The organism is Extensimonas perlucida (genome assembly GCF_007655255.1).
Classification (GTDB): domain Bacteria; phylum Pseudomonadota; class Gammaproteobacteria; order Burkholderiales; family Burkholderiaceae_C; genus Extensimonas; species Extensimonas perlucida.
In genome coordinates, this window is record NZ_VMYE01000010.1 from 89157 (window position 1) to 109932 (window position 20776).

At 62.4% G+C, this 20776-nt stretch carries 13 protein-coding genes, 4 tRNA genes and 2 pseudogenes; 11 read left to right on the plus strand and 8 right to left on the minus strand.

Features of this window, described 5'->3' with window-relative positions; genetic code table 11:
• Window positions 1-6: 6 nt before the first annotated feature.
• Window positions 7-1656: a methyl-accepting chemotaxis protein gene (locus FK527_RS10375; protein ID WP_246072746.1), complete on the plus strand. Its 1650-nt coding sequence runs from the start codon at window positions 7-9 to the stop codon at window positions 1654-1656.
• 119 nt (window positions 1657-1775) lie between these two features.
• Here the strand turns inward: FK527_RS10375 and hpnC are convergent, their stop codons facing one another.
• Window positions 1776-2621, minus strand: coding sequence for a squalene synthase HpnC (gene hpnC, locus FK527_RS10380; protein ID WP_246072743.1), 846 nt, complete (start codon window positions 2619-2621; stop codon window positions 1776-1778).
• Between the two features lie 133 nt (window positions 2622-2754).
• On the opposite strand from hpnC, the gene FK527_RS10385 reads away from it, so the two are divergent.
• From FK527_RS10385 to FK527_RS10430, 10 genes and pseudogenes are all read left to right on the plus strand, one after another.
• Window positions 2755-2841: transfer RNA gene (locus FK527_RS10385), tRNA-Leu, on the plus strand.
• Window positions 2842-2926: 85 nt separating this feature from the next.
• Window positions 2927-4246, plus strand: a complete 1320-nt coding sequence (gene tig / locus FK527_RS10390; RefSeq protein ID WP_144733212.1) for a trigger factor — start codon at window positions 2927-2929, stop codon at window positions 4244-4246.
• Window positions 4247-4338: 92 nt separating this feature from the next.
• Entirely contained in the window at window positions 4339-4947 is a 609-nt protein-coding gene (gene clpP, locus FK527_RS10395) for an ATP-dependent Clp endopeptidase proteolytic subunit ClpP (protein WP_144733215.1), read from the plus strand.
• Between the two features lie 100 nt (window positions 4948-5047).
• Entirely contained in the window at window positions 5048-6313 is a 1266-nt protein-coding gene (gene clpX / locus FK527_RS10400; protein WP_144733218.1) for an ATP-dependent Clp protease ATP-binding subunit ClpX, read from the plus strand.
• 133 nt (window positions 6314-6446) lie between these two features.
• Window positions 6447-8873 (plus strand): endopeptidase La, encoded by a 2427-nt coding sequence (lon, locus tag FK527_RS10405; RefSeq protein ID WP_144733221.1) that lies wholly within the window; start codon window positions 6447-6449, stop codon window positions 8871-8873.
• 125 nt (window positions 8874-8998) lie between these two features.
• Window positions 8999-9074, plus strand: a tRNA-Gly gene (locus FK527_RS10410).
• Window positions 9075-9117: 43 nt separating this feature from the next.
• A tRNA-Cys gene (locus FK527_RS10415) sits at window positions 9118-9191 on the plus strand.
• 113 nt (window positions 9192-9304) lie between these two features.
• A tRNA-Gly gene (locus FK527_RS10420) sits at window positions 9305-9380 on the plus strand.
• Between the two features lie 227 nt (window positions 9381-9607).
• Complete coding sequence (locus FK527_RS10425) at window positions 9608-11548, plus strand: tyrosine-type recombinase/integrase (RefSeq protein WP_016445090.1); 1941 nt, start codon at window positions 9608-9610, stop codon at window positions 11546-11548.
• Window positions 11549-11791: 243 nt separating this feature from the next.
• Window positions 11792-12136 (plus strand): annotated as a pseudogene (locus FK527_RS10430) (LysR substrate-binding domain-containing protein); the annotation flags it as partial.
• A gap of 160 nt (window positions 12137-12296) precedes the next feature.
• Here FK527_RS10430 and FK527_RS10435 read toward each other — a convergent pair.
• From FK527_RS10435 to FK527_RS10465, 7 genes and pseudogenes are all read right to left on the minus strand, one after another.
• The gene (locus FK527_RS10435; RefSeq protein WP_073651970.1) at window positions 12297-15416 is read right to left on the minus strand and encodes an efflux RND transporter permease subunit; all 3120 of its coding nucleotides are present in this window, start codon (window positions 15414-15416) and stop codon (window positions 12297-12299) included.
• Window positions 15413-16924 carry an efflux RND transporter periplasmic adaptor subunit gene (locus FK527_RS10440; protein WP_144733223.1) on the minus strand — a complete coding sequence of 504 codons (1512 nt, stop codon included), beginning with the start codon at window positions 16922-16924 and terminating at the stop codon, window positions 15413-15415. The genes FK527_RS10435 and FK527_RS10440 overlap by 4 nt, the downstream gene beginning before the upstream one ends.
• A gap of 15 nt (window positions 16925-16939) precedes the next feature.
• A complete protein-coding gene (locus tag FK527_RS10445; protein WP_013391831.1) occupies window positions 16940-18175 on the minus strand; it encodes a TolC family protein in 1236 nt (411 codons plus the stop codon).
• A gap of 172 nt (window positions 18176-18347) precedes the next feature.
• Window positions 18348-19316, minus strand: coding sequence for an IS5 family transposase (locus tag FK527_RS10450; protein WP_016445093.1), 969 nt, complete (start codon window positions 19314-19316; stop codon window positions 18348-18350).
• Window positions 19317-19477: 161 nt separating this feature from the next.
• Complete coding sequence (locus FK527_RS10455; protein ID WP_006226245.1) at window positions 19478-19789, minus strand: hypothetical protein; 312 nt, start codon at window positions 19787-19789, stop codon at window positions 19478-19480.
• 286 nt (window positions 19790-20075) lie between these two features.
• Window positions 20076-20639 (minus strand): LysR substrate-binding domain-containing protein, encoded by a 564-nt coding sequence (locus FK527_RS10460; RefSeq protein WP_144733227.1) that lies wholly within the window; start codon window positions 20637-20639, stop codon window positions 20076-20078.
• Window positions 20640-20644: 5 nt separating this feature from the next.
• A pseudogene (locus tag FK527_RS10465) lies at window positions 20645-20776 on the minus strand (IS481 family transposase); the annotation flags it as partial.

Here is a 20776-nt window from a genome sequence, read left to right on the forward strand (position 1 = left end):
CTCTACATGGCGGTATTCTGGGTCGCTTTTCTTCTGGTCTTGGGCGTAGGCACCTGGGGTTTGATGCAGGCCCGCGACAGCCTCAAGGAGGTGCACGAGCAGGCCATGCGGCGTGGTTTGCTGGCAGAGGAGTTGATCGCCGGCACAGATAAAAATCGTCTGCAGGTATTGCTTGCTTTTCAGCATGCTCCGGACAGTCCATTGGCCACTGTGCATGACCATCCTACGAGCGTGCATCTGGAGGCCATCACGGCGCAGCGCGCCAAGATCACCGAAGAGTTCAAAGCACTGGAGGCCGGCATCAACGATGCCCAGGAGCGTCAGCTTTTCGAGGTAGCACAGAGTGCACGCACGGCCTGGCGCGACAAACTCGACGAAGCCACACGTGCTATCGCCGCGGGCGATTTCAGCCCGCAGGTCATGGCCAAGTTCCTCGCCGCGGGGCGCAACGAGGGCGAGGCGGTAGTGCAAACCATGCGGGCCTTGCGCGACTACGAGGTGGCGCGCGCGCAAAAGGCCGCACAGCTGGCGCAAGAACGCTATGAAACCGATCTATGGCTCTTTGCGTTGATGGGCCTGCTAGGGCTGGCGGCCACGGCGTTGATGCTCACGCTGCTCGGTCGTCTGCGCGCGGGCTTTCGCCAGGCGGGCGACGTGGCCGGTGCGATTGCGCGCAACGACCTCACGCACGCGGTGGACGACGCCAGCAGGGACGAAATCGGCGTGCTTTTGCGCCACATGGAGACCATGCGCCGCAACCTCGGCGGCGTGATCGGCCAGGTGCGCAGCGGCTCGGACGCCGTGGCCAGCGCCGCCTCGCAGGTCGCGGCGGGCACGCAGGACTTGTCCAGCCGCACCGAAGCGCAGGCGAGCTCGCTCGAACAAACGGCCGCCGCGACCGAAGAGCTCGCGAGCACCGTGCAGCACAACGCCGACAACGCGCAGCAGGCGAGCCAGCTCGCCGCCTCGGCCACCGATGCGGCGCGGCGCGGCGGCCAGGTCGTGGCGCAGGTGGTGGACACCATGGAAGCCATTAGTGGCTCCTCGCGCAAGATTGCCGACATCATCGGTGTGATCGACGGCATCGCGTTCCAGACCAACATCCTCGCGCTCAACGCCGCCGTCGAGGCCGCACGCGCGGGCGAGCAAGGGCGCGGCTTTGCCGTGGTGGCGAGTGAAGTGCGCAACCTGGCGGGCCGCAGCGCCGAGGCAGCCAAGGAGGTGCGCACGCTCATTTCCGAATCGGTCGAGAAAGTCGGCGCGGGCAATGAGCAGGTCAGCCTGGCCGGCCAGACCATGCAGGAGATCGTCGCGGGCATACAGCGTGTGGCCGACATCGTGGGCGAAATCGCTGCCGCGAGCCGCGAGCAATCGGGTGGCATCGCACAGATCAACCAGGCCGTGACGCACCTCGACAGCGTCACGCAGCAAAACGCCGCGCTGGTCGAGCAAACGTCTGCCGCGTCGAACGCGCTGCAGGAACAGGCGCGCCAGCTCGCGGCGCTCGCGGCGGCGTTCAAGGTCGAAGCGCAGGGCGGGGGTTGGGCCGTGGGTACGGCGACCAGGGGGTCTGGCCGGCCTGCCGCAGGCGCCATTTCCGCCGCCCCTGCACCTGCGCAACTGCACGCTGGGGCTGAGCACGCGCGCCTGCAGTAACCCAGCCCCGGCGCGGCGGCGTGTGATTTACTTACACGACTTACGCAAATCGGGGTCAGGCCAGGCGTTCGCCCCATGGCAAAACACCTCGCTGCATCCTTGTTTGCGTAAGTCCAGACTTACATGCGCAGCGCGCGCCACAGCAGCGGCGCGGCGTCCCAGGCGCCAAGGCGTGGGCGCGTATGCAGGCTCGCGCCGCGCAGCGCCTGCACCTTGCCCAGCACGCGCAGGCCGCCTTGTACCACCAAGCGCAGCTCCCAGCCCATACGCCCCGGTACGCGGTGCACGAGTTCCATGCCTTTTTGCATGATAGCGCCCGTCCAGTCTGCGTAATCAGCTATCAAATTCGATATTTCCGGCGTCAGGCGCAAGGCGAGCACATCGGCCTGCTGCACGCCGTGGCGCGCGCAGTCTGCGGCGCAAAGGTAGTAGCGCCCGCGCGGAATATCGACGCTCAAGTCCTGCCAGAAGTTGATGAGCTGCAGCGCCGTGCAGATGGCGTCGCTCTCTTGCTGGGCCGTGGCGTCGTGCACGCCGTAGAGGTGCAGCAGCAGTCGCCCAATCGGGTTGGCGGAGCGGCGGCAATAGTCGAGCAGTTCGGCGCGGTCGGCGTAGCCGGCGCCGGCGCGCGTCTTTTCCACGTCCTGCCCAAAGGCGGCTAGCAAGTCGGCCAGCAGGGGCACGGGCAGCTGGTGGCGCTGCAATGCCCATTGCAAGGGGCCGAACACCGCAGCCCAGCGTGGCGCCGGCGGCCAGCCAGCGGCCACGGCGTGCAGCTCGGCGCCATACGCGGCCAGCGTGGCAAGCCGCTCCTCGGCGCCTGCACAGCCCTCGTCGGCGATGTCGTCGGCCGTGCGCGCGAAGTGGTAAATCGCCGCGATCGCCGGCCGCAGCCGCGGCGGGCACAGCAGCGAGGCGACGGGAAAGTTTTCGTAGTGGGTGATGGGCGCTGGTTGAGGTTGCACGCGGCGATTGTCTGCCAAAGCTGGTGGAGCCCGCGGTGGATGCCAAGCCCTGCAAGCGCTCACGCTAAAATACACGGTTGACCGATTTCACAGAGGCGGCCGGCATTGCCAGCCGCCTGTTCGTTTGTAAACCGCGCGGGTGGCGAAATTGGTAGACGCACCAGGTTTAGGTCCTGACGCCAGCAATGGTGTGGGGGTTCGAGTCCCCCCCCGCGCACCACTTCACTTATGTGTGAATCTGCGGCATTTTCATTGCCCTTGCACAGCAACGCCGCTGCACTTGCACAGCCCCATGAGGAACCAAAATGGCCGTCACCGTCGAAACCCTTGACAAGCTCGAGCGCAAGATCACGCTCAGCCTGCCCATGCGCAGCATCCAGTCCGAAGTCGAAAACCGCCTCAAGCGCCTGGCGCGCACCGTGAAGATGGACGGCTTTCGCCCCGGCAAAGTGCCGCTGAGCGTGGTGTCGCAGCGCTATGGCTACTCGGTGCAGTACGAAGTCATCAACGACAAGGTGGGCGAAGCCTTCGCCAACGCCGCCAACGAGGCCAATCTGCGCGTCGCCGGCCAGCCGCGCATCACCGAAAAAGAGGGCGCACCCGAGGGGGAAGTTGCGTTCGACGCCGTGTTCGAAGTGTTTCCTGAAGTCCAAATCGCCGATCTGTCGGCAGCGCAGCTCGAGAAGTTCACCGCCGAAGTGGACGAAGCCGCGATCGACCGCACCATAGACATCCTGCGCAAGCAGCGCCGCAGCTTTGCCGAGCGCGCACTCGATGCCGCAGCGCAGGATGGCGATCGTGTCACGGTCGATTTCGAAGGCAAGATCGACGGCGAGCCTTTCGAAGGCGGCAAGGCCGAAGACTTCCAGTTCATCGTTGGCGAAGGCCAGATGCTCAAGGAGTTCGAAGACGCGGTGCGCGGCATGAAGGTCGGCGAAAGCAAGACCTTTCCGCTCGCCTTCCCCGAGGACTACCACGGCAAGGACGTGGCCGGCAAGACGGCGGACTTTCTGGTCACGCTCAAAAAAATCGAGGCCGGGCACCTGCCCGAGGTCGATGAAGCCTTCGTGCGTTCGCTGGGCATTGCCGACGGCAGCATCGAGGGTTTGCGCGCAGACATCCGCAAAAACCTCGAGCGCGAAGTCAAGGCGCGGCTGCAGGCGCGCAACAAGCAGGCCGTGATGGACCTGCTGGTGACGCAGGCCGAGCTCGACTTGCCCAAAGCCAGCGTAGATGCCGAAATCGCCCGCCTGCGCGAAGACATGCTGGCCGACCTCAAACAGCGCGGCATGAAGGACGTCGAAAAGTTCCAGGCCCAACTGCCCGACGACATCTTCCGTGAGCAAGCCGAGCGCCGCGTGCGCCTGGGGCTGATCGCGGCGGAACTGGTGCGCGCCAACGAACTCGAACCCAAACCCGAGCAGGTCAAGGCCCATGTCGAAGAGCTGGCCTCGAGCTACGAGCACCCCGAAGAGGTCGTGCGCTGGTATTACTCGAACCCTGACCGTATGACCAACGTCGAGGCTTTGGTGCTCGAAAACAATGTGACGGACTTCGTGCTCGGCAAGGCGCAGGTCACGGAAAAAACGCTGTCCTTCGACGACCTGATGGGGCAGCAGGGCTGATCCTGGTTTGATTTTTGCGTGGGGCTTGTGCAAGCTGGCACAAGCCCCAATTCATTTTCTGGGTACAGTATGCCTCTATCACAGGAGCACACATGAGCGCATTGGACACACAAGGCTTGGGCATGGTCCCCATGGTCATCGAACAATCGGGCCGGGGCGAGCGCGCCTACGACATTTATTCGCGGCTGCTCAAGGAGCGCGTCATTTTTTTAGTGGGGCCAGTGAACGACCAGACGGCCAATCTCGTCGTGGCACAGTTGCTGTTCCTCGAGAGCGAAAACCCGGAAAAGGATATTTCGCTCTACATCAATTCCCCGGGAGGCTCGGTGAGCGCCGGTTTGGCGATTTTCGACACCATGAATTTCATCAAGCCCGATGTTTCCACGCTGTGCATAGGCCTTGCGGCAAGCATGGGGGCCTTTTTGCTGACCGCCGGCGCCAAGGGTAAGCGCTTTTCGTTGCCGAACTCCAAAATCATGATCCATCAACCCTTGGGTGGCATGCAAGGTCAGGCGACCGAGATCGAGATCCACGCCCGCGAGATTCTCAAGACGCGCGAGCAACTCAACAACATCCTGGCCGAGCGCACCGGCCAGCCGCTCGAAAAAATCCAGCTCGACACCGAGCGCGACTACTTCCTCACGGCCGACGAGGCCAAGGACTATGGGCTCGTTGATCAGGTCATCAGCAAGCGCGGCTAAGTCGGGCAAGACATTTGCTTGAACGGCGGCATTCCCTTTGGGAAGGGCCGCCTCCTTTTGGTTATCATCATCCCAAGATTTTGTTACAAGGCATCGATCCATGGCCGAAAAAAAAGGCGCTTCCAGCGAAAAAACGCTTTACTGCTCTTTCTGCGGGAAGAGTCAGCATGAAGTGAAAAAGCTCATTGCCGGCCCGTCGGTCTTTATCTGCGACGAGTGCATAGACCTGTGCAACGAGATCATTCGCGATGAATTGCCCGTGGGCGAGCTCGCTCGCGAAGGGCGCAAGGACTTGCCCACGCCCGCCGAAATCAAAACCAACCTGGATCAATACGTCATCGATCAGGACGTCGCCAAGCGCACCCTGGCCGTTGCCGTTTACAACCACTACAAGCGCCTGCGCCACAAGGACAAGGCGCGCAAGGACGAGGTGGAACTGGCCAAGAGCAACATCCTGCTGATCGGCCCCACGGGTTCTGGAAAGACGCTGCTTGCGCAGACGCTCGCGCGCATGCTCGACGTGCCCTTCGTGATGGCCGACGCTACCACGCTCACCGAAGCGGGCTACGTCGGCGAAGACGTGGAAAACATCATCCAAAAGCTTTTGCAAAGCTGCAATTACGACGTCGAGCGTGCCCAGCGCGGTATTGTTTATATCGACGAAATCGACAAAATTTCGCGCAAATCCGACAACCCTTCGATCACGCGCGACGTTTCGGGCGAAGGCGTGCAGCAGGCGCTGCTCAAGCTCATAGAGGGCACCATGGCGAGCGTGCCCCCGCAAGGCGGGCGCAAGCACCCGAACCAGGATTTTTTGCAGATCGACACGACCAACATCCTGTTCATTTGCGGTGGCGCGTTTGCCGGCCTGGAAAAGGTCATCGAAAGCCGCACCGAGGCTTCGGGCATAGGCTTTGGTGCCACGGTCAAGAGCAAAAAGCAGCGCTCCCTGAGCGAAGTGTTCACCGAAATCGAGCCCGAAGACCTGATCAAGTTCGGCCTGATCCCCGAACTCGTGGGCCGCATGCCCGTGGTGGCCGCACTCGCCGAACTCAATGAGGACGCGCTCGTGCGCATCCTGACAGAGCCCAAGAATGCGCTGGTCAAGCAATACAGCCAATTGCTTGCCATGGAAGGGGTGGAGCTCGAAGTGCGCCCCACCGCCCTCAAGGCCATCGCCCGCAAGGCCCTCGCGCGCAAGACCGGTGCACGTGGCCTGCGCTCCATTCTCGAGCAGGCGCTCATGAACACCATGTTCGAATTGCCCAACATGAGCAACGTCGAGAAAGTGGTGGTCGATGAGAATACGATCGAAGAAAACAAGCCGCCTCTGCTCGTCTATCGCGAGGCTGCGAAAAAGGCCTGAGAGCGGCCCTGGCCGCTGAGAAACAGGCGACTTCTGGTTCTTTTGGCAGGTTTGCGGTCAGTGACAGGTTGCCCTTGGGGATTGAAAAACCCCAGGCGCAGGCCATATTCGATCTCATTCGATAAGGATTCATATGTCCGGATACAAACAGCTACCCGCCACTCCCCTGGATCTGCCACTTCTGCCCTTGCGCGATGTGGTGGTCTTCCCTCACATGGTGATCCCGCTCTTCGTGGGCCGCCCCAAGAGCATCAAGGCGCTCGAGTTGGCCATGGAGTCCGACCGGCGCATCATGCTGGTCGCGCAAAAGGCGGCAGCCAAAGACGAGCCTGCGGTAGGCGACATGTTCGACATGGGCGCCGTTTCCACCATTTTGCAAATGCTCAAGCTGCCCGATGGCACCGTCAAAGTGCTCGTGGAGGGGCAGCAGCGGGCAAGGGTGGACGCCATCACGGATGCGCAAACCCATTTTGTCGCTACCGTCTCCCCGGTCGAACTGCAAGAGACGCTGGATTCGAGCGAACTCGAGGCCCTGCGGCGTGCCTTGCTGCAAGAGTTCGATCAGTACGTCAAGCTCAACAAGAAGATTCCGCCCGAGATTTTGACCTCGATCGCGAGCATCGACGACGCCGGTCGCCTGGCCGACACGATTGCCGCACACCTGCCGCTCAAGCTCGAGAACAAGCAGGCGGTGCTCGACCTCGCCGATGTGAAGGAGCGGCTCGAAAACCTGTTCGAGCAGCTGCACCGCGAGGTCGAAATCCTGAACGTGGACAAACGCATCCGTGGCCGCGTCAAGCGCCAGATGGAGAAAAACCAGCGCGACTTCTACCTCAACGAACAGGTCAAGGCCATCCAGAAGGAACTCGGCGAAGGCGAAGAGGGTGCCGACCTCGAGGAGCTCGAGAAAAAAATCAAGAGCGCCAAAATGCCTGCCGAGGCCCGCAAAAAGGCCGAGAGCGAGCTCAAAAAGCTCAAACTCATGTCGCCCATGTCTGCCGAGGCCACGGTGGTGCGCAATTACATCGACGTGCTCATTGGTCTGCCCTGGAGCAAAAAGACCAAGATCAAGCACGATCTCGGCTACGCGGAAGATGTGCTCAACCAGGACCATTATGGGCTCGACAAGGTCAAGGATCGCATCCTCGAGTACCTTGCCGTGCAGCAGCGCGTGGACAAGGTCAAAGCGCCCATTTTGTGCCTCGTCGGCCCACCTGGCGTGGGCAAGACCTCACTCGGTCAATCGATCGCCAAGGCAACGGGGCGCAAATACGTGCGCATGGCGCTGGGCGGCATGCGCGACGAGGCCGAGATCCGTGGCCACCGCCGTACTTACATCGGCGCGCTGCCGGGCAAAGTGCTGCAAAACCTTTCCAAGGTGAAAACGCGCAATCCGCTGTTTCTGCTCGATGAGATCGACAAGCTCGGCATGGACTTCCGCGGGGATCCGTCCAGTGCCTTGCTCGAGGTGCTCGACCCGGAGCAGAACCACGCGTTCTCTGACCACTATGTCGAGGTCGATTTCGACCTGAGCGACGTGATGTTCGTGGCGACTTCCAATTCCATGAACATCCCGCCCGCCTTGCTCGACCGCATGGAGGTGATTCGCCTGTCGGGCTACACCGAGGACGAAAAGGTCAACATCGCGATGCGCTACCTGCTGCCCAAGCAGCTCAAGAACAATGGCCTCAAGGAAGAGGAGTTGCTCATTACCGAGGCGGCCGTGCGCGACATCGTGCGTTACTACACGCGCGAAGCCGGTGTGCGCTCGCTTGAGCGTGAGCTCTCGAAAATCTGCCGCAAGGTGGTCAAGGGCCTGTTGCTCAAGAAGCTCGCGCCGCAGGTTGTGGTCGGGCCTGACGATCTTCCGGACTATCTGGGTGTGCGCAAATACACCTATGGCCGCGCCGAGGAGCAAAACCAGGTGGGGCAGGTCGTGGGGCTGGCCTGGACCGAGGTGGGCGGCGACTTGCTGACCATAGAGGCCGCAACCATGCCAGGCAAGGGCAACATCATCCGTACCGGTTCGCTCGGCGACGTGATGAAGGAGTCCGTCGAGGCCGCGCGCACCGTGGTGCGCAGCCGTGCGCGCAAGCTCGGCATTCTCGACGAGGCTTTCGAAAAGCGCGACGTGCACATCCACGTGCCCGATGGCGCCACGCCCAAGGACGGCCCGAGCGCGGGCATCGCCATGACCACGGCGCTGGTTTCGGCGCTCACGGGTATTCCGGTGCGCGGTGACGTGGCCATGACGGGGGAAATCACCCTGCGCGGCGAAGTCACGGCCATTGGTGGTCTCAAGGAAAAGCTGCTCGCAGCCTTGCGCGGCGGTATCAAGACGGTGCTGATCCCTGAGGAAAACGTGAAGGACCTGCAGGAAATTCCCGACAACGTCAAGAGCGGCCTCGAGATCGTGCCGGTGCGCTGGATCGACAAGGTGCTCGAGGTGGCCTTGGAGCGCAAGCCCAGCCCTCTGCCCGATGAGGAGGCCGGGTTGATCGCGCCCGCTGCAGGAACGGCAGCGGTGGCGGGCACTGCAGCGGATGCCTTGAAGCACTGAGCCAGCAGTGCCGTCAGTAGAGAAAAGGGCCGAGAGAGTACGGCCCTTTTCTTTTTTGGGCGTCAAATACGTTAGAATTGAGCTCATCGGAGCAAACGTCATATAATGATAGGCTTCGGTCAAACGCGGGAATAGCTCAGTTGGTAGAGCGCAACCTTGCCAAGGTTGAGGTCGCGAGTTCGAGCCTCGTTTCCCGCTCCAGATGCTGCAAAAGAGATGAAGTCTCTTTGCGCAAGAGCCCCAGGGCGCGGTAGCAAAGCGGTTATGCACCGGATTGCAAATCCGTGTAGGTCGGTTCGACTCCGGCCCGCGCCTCCACTGGTATTTGTGTTCAGAAAGATGCCGTCGAATGGGCTGCGGTGGCGAAAATGGCGTTATAATCTTGAGTTCCTGATGTGCGACGATGATAAACGTAGCGTATCTGGAGCCATGCGGGAATAGCTCAGTTGGTAGAGCGCAACCTTGCCAAGGTTGAGGTCGCGAGTTCGAGCCTCGTTTCCCGCTCCAAGTTATGATCTACGGACTTCCACTGACGTCTGTAAGTCGTTGAAAAGAGGAGCTTCGGCTCCTTTTTTCATTCCAGCGAAAGCCACGGAAATCCACTGACAGCCAGCGTTTTTGAGGCCAAAAACAAGGCCAAAGAATGCGGGTGGTGCCGGTTCCGGGTTGTTGCTGGGGTTGGATCGGGATGACAAGCAGCATCGGGCCTAAGTCCAAGACTTAGGAGCTTGATGATGACACTCTCTGATCTGACCGTGCGGCAAGCCAAGGCCGCCGAGAAAACGTACAGCATCCCCGACACCGATGGCCTCGGCCTGGTGGTCGCCCCCACCGGCGGCAAGTCGTGGCATTTGCGCTATTACTGGCTCGGCAAGCAAAAGCGCATCTCCCTGGGGAACTACCCCGAGATCGGTTTGCGCGAAGCGCGCACCTTGCGCGACGAAGCCCGGGCGCTTCTGGCAAAGGGCATCAACCCCCATACCGATCGCAAACAGAAGCGACACGCGGTCAAGCTTGCGGCCGACTACACCTTCAAGGCCGTCTTCGATGCGTGGGTCGAGCATCGCCGCAAGGAAATCAAGGAGGGCAGGAACAGCACGCTGTCGCAGATCCTGCGGATCTTCAACAAGGACGTGCTGCCCAGCCTCAAGCAGATGTCGATCTACGACATTCGCCGGCCCCAACTCCTGGGCGTCCTGGCGAGGATCGAGGAGCGCAAGGCGTTCACCACTGCCGAGAAGGTCCGCACCTGGCTGGGGCAGTTGTTCCGCTATGCCCTCGTCATCGTGGAGGGGCTGGAAGCCAATCCGGCCTCCGACCTGGACGTGGTGGCCGAGCCCAAGCCCCCGGTGAACCACAACCCCTACCTGCATCTTCGGGAGCTTCCCGAGTTCCTGCACAAGCTCAGGCTCTACAACCCTCGTGGTTGGCAGACCCAACTCGGCATCCGGCTGCTGTTCCTGACCGGCGTGCGTACCGGCGAGCTGCGGCTGGCGACCCCGGACCAGTTCGATCTCGACCGTGGCCTGTGGATCATCCCGCCGCAGATTGTCAAACAACTCCAGGACGAGATGCGCAAGGCCGGCAAGCGCCCGCAGGACGTTCCGCCCTACATCGTGCCGTTGTCCGTGCAGGCCATCGAGATCGTGCGCTACCTGTTGGGTGTGATGAAGCCGGCCCAGGTCCATCTGCTCACGCACCGCAGCGAACTCAAGAAGCGCATCAGCGAGAACACCCTCAACGCGGCCTTGAAACGAATGGGCTACGAGGATCAACTGACCGGGCACGGCATCCGCGGAACCATCTCGACGGCGCTCAACGAGATCGGCTATCCCAAGATTTGGGTGGACGCGCAGCTTTCGCACTCGGACCCGAACAAGGTGAGTTCGGCCTACAACCACGCCAAGTATGTTGAGCCGCGCCGTCGGATGATGCAGGACTGGGCGGATCGCCTCGACTTACTCGAACAGGGCCAGGTCGAAGCGGCCAGCGCCCACCTCACCATCCATATCGAGGGCGTGCCAGCCATCGCAGGGGAGGACAACCCCGACGCCATCGTTGCAGGCACTTCTGCGGCTTCGGCTCCGCCCGTGGTGGTCACCCCCATTGTCGTGACGCCAAACGACGCGGGAATCACCTTCCAGCGGCTGTCGCAGGTGCCACCGCCCCCGACGCGTGCGCCGGCGCCGGCGCCGGAAGTATCCGCCATCCAGCGCGAGCGCGAGGAAATGCTCGCCATCTACGAATCGCCGAGCAGTTTGCCGGTTCCGCTGTTCGGTAAGCTGGCCGGAAAGTCCAAGGACCAGATAAACCGCGAGCTGAAGGCGGGCAAACTGCTGTCCATCAGCTTGGGCAATCGCGGGCAACGTGTGCCCGACTGGCAACTGGTGCCGCTCAAGCACAAACTGGCCCAGGTGCTCATGAACCAGTGTCCGCACGCGGATTCGTGGGACTTGTACCGGATGCTGACCCGCGTACACCCGGATCTGGGTGATCGCGCGGCCATCGACATCGTGACACCCGGAAATTTGGGCATGGTCGTGCGGGTCATCGCGGGCACCCAGCAGCAGCCAAACAGGCCCGGACCTGATTCGTCTGCGCAAGGTATTCCAGAGGAGATTCGCCAGCGCATTCAACGGTTGCTAAATGATGCGGCAATGCTCGAAAGTGCCTGACGCTGGCCGACGGCCAAAGATGGATGCTTTGGCCGTCGGAAGTGAGCTACAGGATGCGGGCCTTTGCAGTCCGCAGCGCATACGGCGCGGCGCGATGAGGCGTGCGGCCATCCTGAAGGCCATAGCCTTCTGAGCGCCTACAACCGGACTGAGTCAGCCCCTACGTCGTCCCAGAATGTAGTGGTCGTATTAGTGAGCGCGCCGCAGTAATTACCGAGAAGTAATGGGGTAAGGCATCGGGACTGCATCACTGGTCCTCGGGGACGGCAGAGACCCACTTGGTTGCTCCGCGTATCGGACCAGCGCGTACGTCGGCAGGAAATCTATCCGCGCCATGAATTCAGTGATGGTGAAGCAATGTTGGCGGCGGGTCTGGCCGGCTGCGGCATCATGCAGATGCCGACATGGCTGGTGGCCGAAGATATACGGCAGGGGCGCTTGATCCCCTTGCTGCCGGACTGGGCAGGTGGTGAGATGCCTATCCATGCAGTGTGGCCGCAATCGCGTTACCTGCAGCCCAAGGTTCGGGCTGTCATAGAAATGCTGACGATTCTGTCTGAACGGCCGGGGTCAGGTTTTGTTCCCTGATATGGCTCGTCACTGCCAAGCGGTTAGTCGTGCCTCCGCGCCTTCGGCCAGTTCTTACGCCGGCTAAAGCGCATGTGTCGAATGGTTATTCGCTCGGGTGCCGATAGGCCGCACCGGAAACGGCAGGGCCTTGGTTATGAGACCCTGCCGCGTTGCAACGTTAGCGCGGCTTACGCATCAGCATGTAGGCAGCCGGAATCACGAAGAGCGACAGCAACGGAGCGGTCACCATCCCTCCAAGCATCGGGGCTGCGATGCGGCTCATGACCTCCGAGCCCGTACCGCTGCTCCAGACAATGGGTACCAGGCCCGCCAGGATGACGGCGACGGTCATCGCCTTGGGCCGCACGCGCAGCACGGCACCCTCCCGGATCGCATCGAGCAGTTCTTCTCGCGTCGGGTCGCGTCCATCGGGGCAACGTTCCGCCAAGGCCTGCTTCAGATAGATGAGCATCACCACGCCGAACTCCGCCGCCACACCTGCCAGCGCGATGAATCCCACGCCGGTGGCGATGGACAGGTTGTAGTTCAGCAGGTACAGGAACCAGATGCCCCCCGTGAGCGCGAAGGGCAAGGTCGCCATGATCAAGCCCGCTTCGTCCACACGCGCGAAGGTCAGGTACAACAGAACGAAGATGATCAACAGGGTGGCAGGCACCACAACCTTCAGGCGTGCATTGGCCCGCTCCATGTATTCGAACTGCCCGGAGTAGGTGATGCTCACACCCGGCTCCAGCTTGACCTGCTGCCCGATGGCATCGCGCAGTTCGTTGGCCACCGAGGCTAGATCACGGCCGCGCACATCGACATAGACCCAACCGGAGGGCCGTGCGTTCTCGCTCTTGAGCATGGGCGGCCCATCGGTGATCGCGATGCGTGCCACGGTCCCCAACGTGATCTGCTGACCCATCGGCGTGAAGATGGGTAGTTCTGCCAGCCGTTGTGGTGAATCACGCCATTCTCGCGCGTAGCGCAGATTGATCGGAAAGCGGGCAAGCCCCTCGACCGTTTCCGAGACGTTTTCGCCACCCACCGCGCCGGCGATGACGGCCTGGACATCGGCGATGTTCAGGCCGTAGCGACCGGCGGCTACGCGGTCGATCTGAACATCCACGTAGCGCCCGCCCGTCAAGCGCTCCGCGAGGGATGACGTCACGCCGGGAATGCCCTTGGCGACCTGCTCGACCTCTGCAGCGATGCGATCGATCACGCCCAGGTCGTTGCCGGTCACCTTCACCCCGATCGGGCTCTTGATGCCGGTAGCCAGCATGTCGATGCGATTGCGGATAGGGGGAATCCAGATATTGGACAGGCCCGGGATCTTCACGGCACGATCCAGCTCTTCCACGAGCTTCTCGGGCGTCATGCCTGGACGCCATTGTTCCCTGGGCTTGAGCTTCACCGTGGTCTCGAACATCTCAAGGGGCGCCGGATCGGTCGCAGTTTCGGCCCGTCCTGCCTTGCCGAACACCTTGTCCACTTCAGGTACGGTCTTGATCATGCGGTTGCTCAGCTGCAGCAACTCCGTGGCGCGCTGCGCCGAGAGTCCCGGCAGGGCCGAGGGCATGTAGAGCAGGTCCCCTTCGTCCAACCTCGGCAGAAACTCACCGCCGAGCCGCGCCAAGGGCCAGGCCGTGGTCGCCAAGGCCAGCACGGCGATCAGCAGCGTCGCCTTGGGCCGGCGCAGTACCCACTCCAGTGCTGGCCGGTAGGCTGCAATCAGGATGCGGGTGATGGGGTTCTTCTGCTCATCCGGGATACGCCCGCGAATCCAGTAGCCCATGAGTACGGGAATCAGCGTCACTGACAGCCCTGCGGCCGCGGCCATCGCGTAGGTCTTGGTGAACGCCAGCGGGCCGAACAGCCGGCCTTCCTGCGCTTCTAGGGTGAAGACCGGGATGAACGAGAGCGTGATGATGAGCAGCGAGAAGAAGAGCGCAGGACCGACTTCCTCCGCGGCCTGTGTGATCACGTCCCACCGTTCCTTGCCCTGCAGCCGTTGATCTGGGTGCGCGTGCTGCCAAGCCTCCAGCTTCTTGTGGGCGTTCTCGATCATCACCACCGCTGCATCCACCATCGCCCCCACGGCGATGGCAATCCCCCCCAGCGACATGATGTTGGCGTTGATGCCCTGGTAGCGCATGACCAAGAACGCCGTCATCACGCCCAGAGGTAGCGAGATGATGGCCACCAGCGCAGAACGAAGATGCCAAAGGAACAGTGCGCAGACCAGCGCCACCACCAGAAACTCTTCGCCTAGCTTGGTCGTGAGATTGCGAATGGCCCGCTCGATCAGCGCGCTGCGGTCGTAGGTGGTGACGATCTCGACGCCCGGCGGCAGGCTGCCCTGCAGCTCCGCGAGCTTGGCCTTGACGGCAGCGATCGTCTCCTGGGCATTCTTGCCGGAGCGCAGCACCACCACGCCGCCGGCGACCTCGCCTTCTCCGTCGAGTTCGGCAATGCCACGCCGCATCTCCGGGCCTATCTGGAGCGTCGCAACATCCCCCAGCCGCACCGGCACACCGCCGCGTGCCGTCAAGGGGATCTCCCGGAACTCGTCCAGGGTCTTGAGGTAGCCGCTCGCGCGGACCATGTACTCCGCGCCTGACAATTCCAGGACGGAGCCGCCGGTCTCCTGGTTGGCCGCCATCAGGGCATCGCGGACTTGAGCCTGACTGAGGCCATAGGACGCCAACTTGATCGGGTCGAGCACGACCTGGTACTGCTTGACCATGCCCCCCACCGATGCCACTTCGGCCACGTTGGGCAGGCTCTTGAGTTCGAACTTCAGGAACCAGTCCTGCAACGCACGCAGTTGCGCCAGATCGTTCTTGCCCGTGCGATCCACGAGCGCGTACTGGAAGATCCAGCCGACGCCTGTGGCGTCCGGACCCAGGGCCGGCTTCGCCGTGGCGGGCAATCGGCCCTGGACCTGGTTCAGGTATTCCAGTACCCGTGAGCGGGCCCAGTACAGGTCGGTTCCGTCCTCGAACAAGACATAGACGAACGAGTCGCCAAAGAACGAGAAGCCGCGCACGGTCTTGGCCCCTGGCACCGACAGCATGGTGGTGGCCAACGGGTAGGTGACCTGGTTCTCGACGATCTGCGGCGCCTGTCCTGGGTAGTTGGTGCGAATGATGACCTGCACGTCTGACAAGTCCGGCAGCGCATCCACGGGCGTGCTGCGAACGCCCCACACGCCCCATGCCGTGAGCATGGCGGTGGCCAGCAGCACCAGGAAGCGATTGGCCACCGACCATCGAATCAGCTTGGCGATCATGGCTGCACCTTTTCGATGGCGGTGATCACGTAGTCCTCACCTTGCTTGGAGAAGGTGAATTGCACCTGCTGCCGAACCGAAAGACCCGCGGCGAGCTGCGGGCTGCTCAGCTTGAAGCCCATGGTCATGGCCGGCCATTGGAGGGCTGGCACGGCCTCGTGCGCCAGCGTCAGCTCGGTGGGCGACATCTCCTCGATCACGCCGCGCACCACGAAAGCGTTGGTGGCCGCGGCCGGTGGCGACGAGGTGCCGTGCCCGTTGTGCGGCGATGCAGGCGCGGACGCCGCGGCACCTGCAGGCAGCACGCCCCGCAGGCTGGCTTCCGAATCGATCAGGAACTGCGCCGAGGCCACCACCTGCTGTCCCGCCGCGAGCCCGCCGTTGACCACCAGTTGATCGCCTACCTCCGCGCCCACCTGGACCTCCACGGGATGGAACTTGCCGGGTCCATCGACCACATAGGCCAGTGCGCGCTTGCCGGTGCGGATGACCGCCTCGCTGGGAACAAGCAGCGCGGGCTGTTCGTTGCCTTTGAGCGCGATCTGGCCGGACATGCCGGCCTTCAGGCGCTGGCCGGGATTGGCCATTTCAAGCCGCACTCGCACCGTACGGGTGTCGCGGTTGGCTTCGGGCAGGATGCTCACGATGCGCGCCTGGAGCACTTCACCGGGAAACGCCGCCAGCCGGACCTGCGCCGTTTGGCCGACCTGCAATGGCCCGCTTTGTGCTTCGGGGACAGCCGCTTCGATCCACACCGTGGCCAAGCCATTCACCCGGGCCAGGCTTTCCCCGGCGGAAACCGTCATGCCCTGACGCACCATCAGTTCGGCCACCAAGCCGCCTTGAGGTGTTGTGACCGTGTACAGCCCCTTGGGCTCGCCTGTGCGCTCCACCTGGGCGATCAGGGCTTGCGGCATGCCGAGCAGCAGCAGCCGTTGGCGGGCAGCTGCGGTCAACGGTGCGTCGCCCATCGCGCGAACCGAGAGAAACTCGCGCTGTGCGGCGATCCACTCCGGCAGCAATAGGTCAGGCAGCGGTGCCCCTGCTGCGATCACGTCGCCCGCAGCCCGTGCGTAGACACGCTCGACGAAGCCAGCGGTCCGCGCCTGCACGATGCTGACGTCGCGGTCGTTGAGCAGCACGGTGCCCACGACGTTCACATCTGCGCCGATCTTGCCTTGCACGACTTCGGTTGTACGCAGGCCCAGGGCTTGCACCGCTTGCGCCGACACGCTCAGGCCCGTGCTGTCCTGAGTGTCTTCATCTGCGTACTTCGGCATCAACGCCATGTCCATGTAGGGCGATTTGCCGGGCTTGTCGAACTTCTGGGCCGGCACCATCGGGTCGTACCAATACAGCACCTTGCGCTCGGTCGGAGCACTTGCAATGGTGGCAGCGGGGGAGCCGCTGAGGTGGCCGGCGCGCCATTGGGCGACGCTCCATCCAACGGCAATACCGGCAGCAATCAGCGTCAAGCCGGCAAGGATGTTTCTCGAAGAGGTGTTCATGGCGAGGGTCTCCACTCAGTCCGCGATCAGGCTGTTCAGTCGGGCGACGAGGCTGTCGCGCTGCGCTCCGAGGTCGATCAGACGCATGCGCGTCTCCAGTACCTGGGCGCGTGCACTGAGCACAGCGCTCAGGTCCCCCTTGGCGGATCGGTAGTTGCTCAACGCAAGCGCCGCTCGGTTCCGTACCAGCTGCAAGCCTGCGGTCTGCAGGCGGTCGATCTGGCTGTTCAACGCTTGGAGTTCGGCGGCGCTGTCGTCCAGCTCCTGCAAATGACGCCGCGCCACGTCTTCGCGTTCGGCGTCCAGACGCTCCAACTCGTGCCGTTTTGCCTCGATCATGGGCACTTGGCGTCGATCCTTCTGCCATGGCAGATCGAATGTCACCTGGAATGACACCATGTCGCCCCATCGGCGATCCCGCCGGCTATAGGCAATCTCCCAGGCCCAATCGCCGCGGGTCTCTGATTGGGCTTCGCGGGACTCGGCCCGGGCCATGCTTTGCATCGCCGGATAGAGTTCAAGCTCCGCGTGATTCGCCAGTTCTGTGCGCAGTTGCGCGACGGGGTGAGTGAGCGGGCCTGGATCGCCTTGCAGTGCTTCGTCGGCCCTGGAGCCCACCCAGCGCCGCAATGCGGCCCTGGCCTTGGCCCGGTCCCGCTGTAGATCGTCACGGCGGTCCGTGAGTGTCAGCGCCTCCTGTTGCGCGACCAACAGGTCGCCAGTCTGGGCCGTGCCGCCGGCGACGCGAGCGGGGAGACTGTCTTGCAGGCGCTGGTTCTCCGCGAGCAGTTCCGTCAGCAGTATCTCCCGTTGCTCCACCGCCTGCGCGGCGATCCACGCCAGGCTGAGTTCCTGGCGGATCTGCAATCGCTGCAAAACCAGCGCCGCGCGCTCTCGATCCACACGCGCCTGCGCACTGGCGACCTGGGCGTCGCGCTTGGCCCTGTTGGGCACTTCCTGCATGAGCGCCAGGCGCTGCATCGTCATGGATTCGCGCGTCATGCTCCAGCGATCCATGCCGCTGATGGGATAGTTTTCGATGCCGAGCGAGAGCTTGGGGTCGGGCAGCGAGCCTGCTGCCTTCTGCACGGATTCGGCGACGTTGACCTGCAACTGCTGCGCGCTTATGCGCGGGCTCTGCTGCTCCGCGATAAGGCGTGCCTCAGCAAAATCGAGGGCGTAGGCCACAGGCGAAACAAGCGCACTGCCTGCCAACGCGATGCTGATAGCTTTCAGACGATGCAATCGCATCGAGGCCGGCGTTGTGCCTCGGCCGTACGCTGACGGGCGCCCCTCGGGAAGGTCTGATCAAAGCGCTCTGATGCTTGGATTTCAGCGTCAAGGCGCCAAGTCGACCTCGATATGATGGATTTTGCGCCGTTTCTGACGCTTTTCGACGGCTTTCCCCGTCCAACAGACGGATTTACCCCGTCGGCAGCAACAGACGTCGCCGCGCCATCCACAGATTCGACAGCGCGAACAGCGTCAACACCTGCGCCGTGTTCTTCGCCAACCCGCGATAGCGCACCTTGGTGTAACCGAACTGCCGCTTCACCACTCGGAACGGATGCTCCACCTTCGCCCGCAGGCTGGCCTTGAAGTGCTCCCAGCGTTCGGCGTATTTGCGATCACGCTTGTTCTTCATCGCACGAAGCTTCGACGGCTTCTCCGCGATCCAGAACGCAGCCTCCACGCCTTGCAGCTCCTCGCGCTTGTCCGCGCCCGTGTAGCCGCTGTCGCCGCAGATTGTGTCTTCCTTGCCGTGCAGCAGCTTGTGCACCTGCGTCACGTCGTTGACGTTCGCCGCCGTGCACTCCACGTGGTGCACCAGGCCCGACTCCTCGTCCACGCCAATGTGCGCCTTCATCCCGAAGTGCCACTGGTTGCCCTTCTTCGTCTGGTGCATCTCCGGATCGCGCTTGCCGTCCCTGTTCTTGGTCGAACTCGGCGCCGCGATGATCGTGGCGTCCACGATCGTGCCGGCCTTCAAGCTCTGGCCCTTGCGCGCCAGGTGCGCGTTCACGCGCTCCAGGAGCTGCGGCGCCAGATCATGCGTCTCCAGCAGCCGGCGGAAGCTGAAGATCGTGGTCTCGTCCGGAATGTTGTCCAGCCCGCTGAGGCGGGCGAAGCGGCGCATCACCGCCGTGTCGTACAGCGCCTCTTCCATGGCCGGGTCACTGAGCGCGTACCACTGCTGCAGGAAGTGGATGCGCAGCATCGTCGCCAGCGCGTACGGCTGCCGGCCACGCTGGCCCATCTTCGGGTAGTGCGGTGCGATCAGCGCCAGCAATGCGTTCCACGGCACAACCTGCTCCATCTCCGCCAGGAAGATCTCGCGTCGCGTCTTCTTCCGCTTGCCCGTGTGTTCCGCGTCCCCGAAGCTCAGCTGCATCGTCGTCATCCGTCGAACCTTGCGCTATTGTCGCCGAGGAATTGTTCAGAGCATCCCTCGGGGGCGCCAAAAAAGGGAGTAAACATGGTTGTCCTCGGAATTGGTGTTCACGAAATCACGTGGTCTGCCGCATCGGTGCGCGGCGAGCACGGACACATAAATCAATTCCGCAGGACTTGGAACGTGAGGTAGATCGGCGGAAAGCCCGCGCGGGGATTGGGAGGAATGTAGGTAACGTGCCGCCTGAGGGCTACCCGGTCGAGAACCAACCCGGGCAGCGAGTTGGCGAGCCACATCACGTGCGCCGCGAGAAACTGAATGTCCAGCCCCTGCCATGAAAGCGCCGACTCCCGATCGCCACTGCAATGAGCGTGGCACAACTGTGGCGCTTCGCTGTCCATGGAATCAGGCATGCCGGTGCAATCCGACATTGGCAACTTGTCAGCCTGCTGCATCGAGATCGTGGCACGCATTTGCGTGGTTTCCACAGATGCCCTCGGGTCTGGCTTGGGACAGACGTACATCGCCATCGCAACCTGCGAGAAAAGCAAGGTTACGACTAGGCCGCTGGTAATCCAGCGGCTCCATCTTGCGAGAAGGCGCCTTAAGCCGATCATGTGGACATACTATTGGAAGTTGTGGGGAGTTGAATTGATCAAGGTCAGTTTCCAGGATGAATTGATGCGTCTGGACGGCGCCTTGGCCCGAACCGGCATCCACTGCAAATCCACCGGCAAGGGCGGGCACCGCACGTGGCTGTCATGCTTTACGCGCCTCGGCAACTCGCAAGGCTCTAAGCTCAAATCGATCAGCTACAAGATTCGTCTGTCCCGAGAGTCGCTGCAGGTGCGTAATGACCTCGTAGGGGCCATCGGCTATTGGACGCGTGCAGATTCCGCACTGGCTAGCGGTTTCGATGCGTGATCGCGAAGAAATCCCTACGCCATATCCAGCTGCGACCCAGAGCAACAACATCTCAAAAGAACTGACATGCTGGACATTCGGCCTTTCCGTTGATGACATGGAGGACAGGTACTGGTCCAGCGAAGGAGAATATTCGGCCTTCCATCGAAACACGGAGTGCTCCTTAAGTTCGTCTATTCTGATTGACTGCTGCCGGAGCAGTGGGTATCCCAGCGGCGTGGCAAGAGCTGTCGCCTCAAACCAAAGAGAAAGACTCTTCAGCGAAGAATCGCTCACCTGCTTCAGAGAAAGGCCGACGTCGAAGCGCCGTTTGTAGAGGCCTGTAATGAGATCGCTCGTCGTAACCTCATTAAATTCCATAAAAACTTCGGGCTCCTCCGCGCGCTGCAGGGCAAGCAATGCAGCTAGGTGTCCAGTCCCGGACGATCATAAGGCCGCCGATGGAACAAATGAGGGTATGAATCGTACCACCCACTCATAGCCTGCATAGGCGTCTTGCTCTGCAGGGCTGATTGGGGCAAGTGGTGGTTGTAGAG

What these genes read in the sequence shown, in the direction of transcription:
- FK527_RS10375 (WP_246072746.1), top strand. Translation starts at nt 7, where the DNA reads ATGGCGGTATTCTGGGTCGCTTTTCTTCTGGTCTTGGGCGTAGGCACC.
- tig (WP_144733212.1), top strand. Translation starts at nt 2,927, where the DNA reads ATGGCCGTCACCGTCGAAACCCTTGACAAGCTCGAGCGCAAGATCACG.
- clpP (WP_144733215.1), top strand. Translation starts at nt 4,339, where the DNA reads ATGAGCGCATTGGACACACAAGGCTTGGGCATGGTCCCCATGGTCATC.
- clpX (WP_144733218.1), top strand. Translation starts at nt 5,048, where the DNA reads ATGGCCGAAAAAAAAGGCGCTTCCAGCGAAAAAACGCTTTACTGCTCT.
- lon (WP_144733221.1), top strand. Translation starts at nt 6,447, where the DNA reads ATGTCCGGATACAAACAGCTACCCGCCACTCCCCTGGATCTGCCACTT.
- FK527_RS10425 (WP_016445090.1), top strand. Translation starts at nt 9,608, where the DNA reads ATGACACTCTCTGATCTGACCGTGCGGCAAGCCAAGGCCGCCGAGAAA.
- FK527_RS10435 (WP_073651970.1), bottom strand. Translation starts at nt 15,416, where the DNA reads ATGATCGCCAAGCTGATTCGATGGTCGGTGGCCAATCGCTTCCTGGTG.
- FK527_RS10440 (WP_144733223.1), bottom strand. Translation starts at nt 16,924, where the DNA reads ATGAACACCTCTTCGAGAAACATCCTTGCCGGCTTGACGCTGATTGCT.
- FK527_RS10445 (WP_013391831.1), bottom strand. Translation starts at nt 18,175, where the DNA reads ATGCGATTGCATCGTCTGAAAGCTATCAGCATCGCGTTGGCAGGCAGT.
- FK527_RS10450 (WP_016445093.1), bottom strand. Translation starts at nt 19,316, where the DNA reads ATGCAGCTGAGCTTCGGGGACGCGGAACACACGGGCAAGCGGAAGAAG.
- FK527_RS10455 (WP_006226245.1), bottom strand. Translation starts at nt 19,789, where the DNA reads ATGCGTGCCACGATCTCGATGCAGCAGGCTGACAAGTTGCCAATGTCG.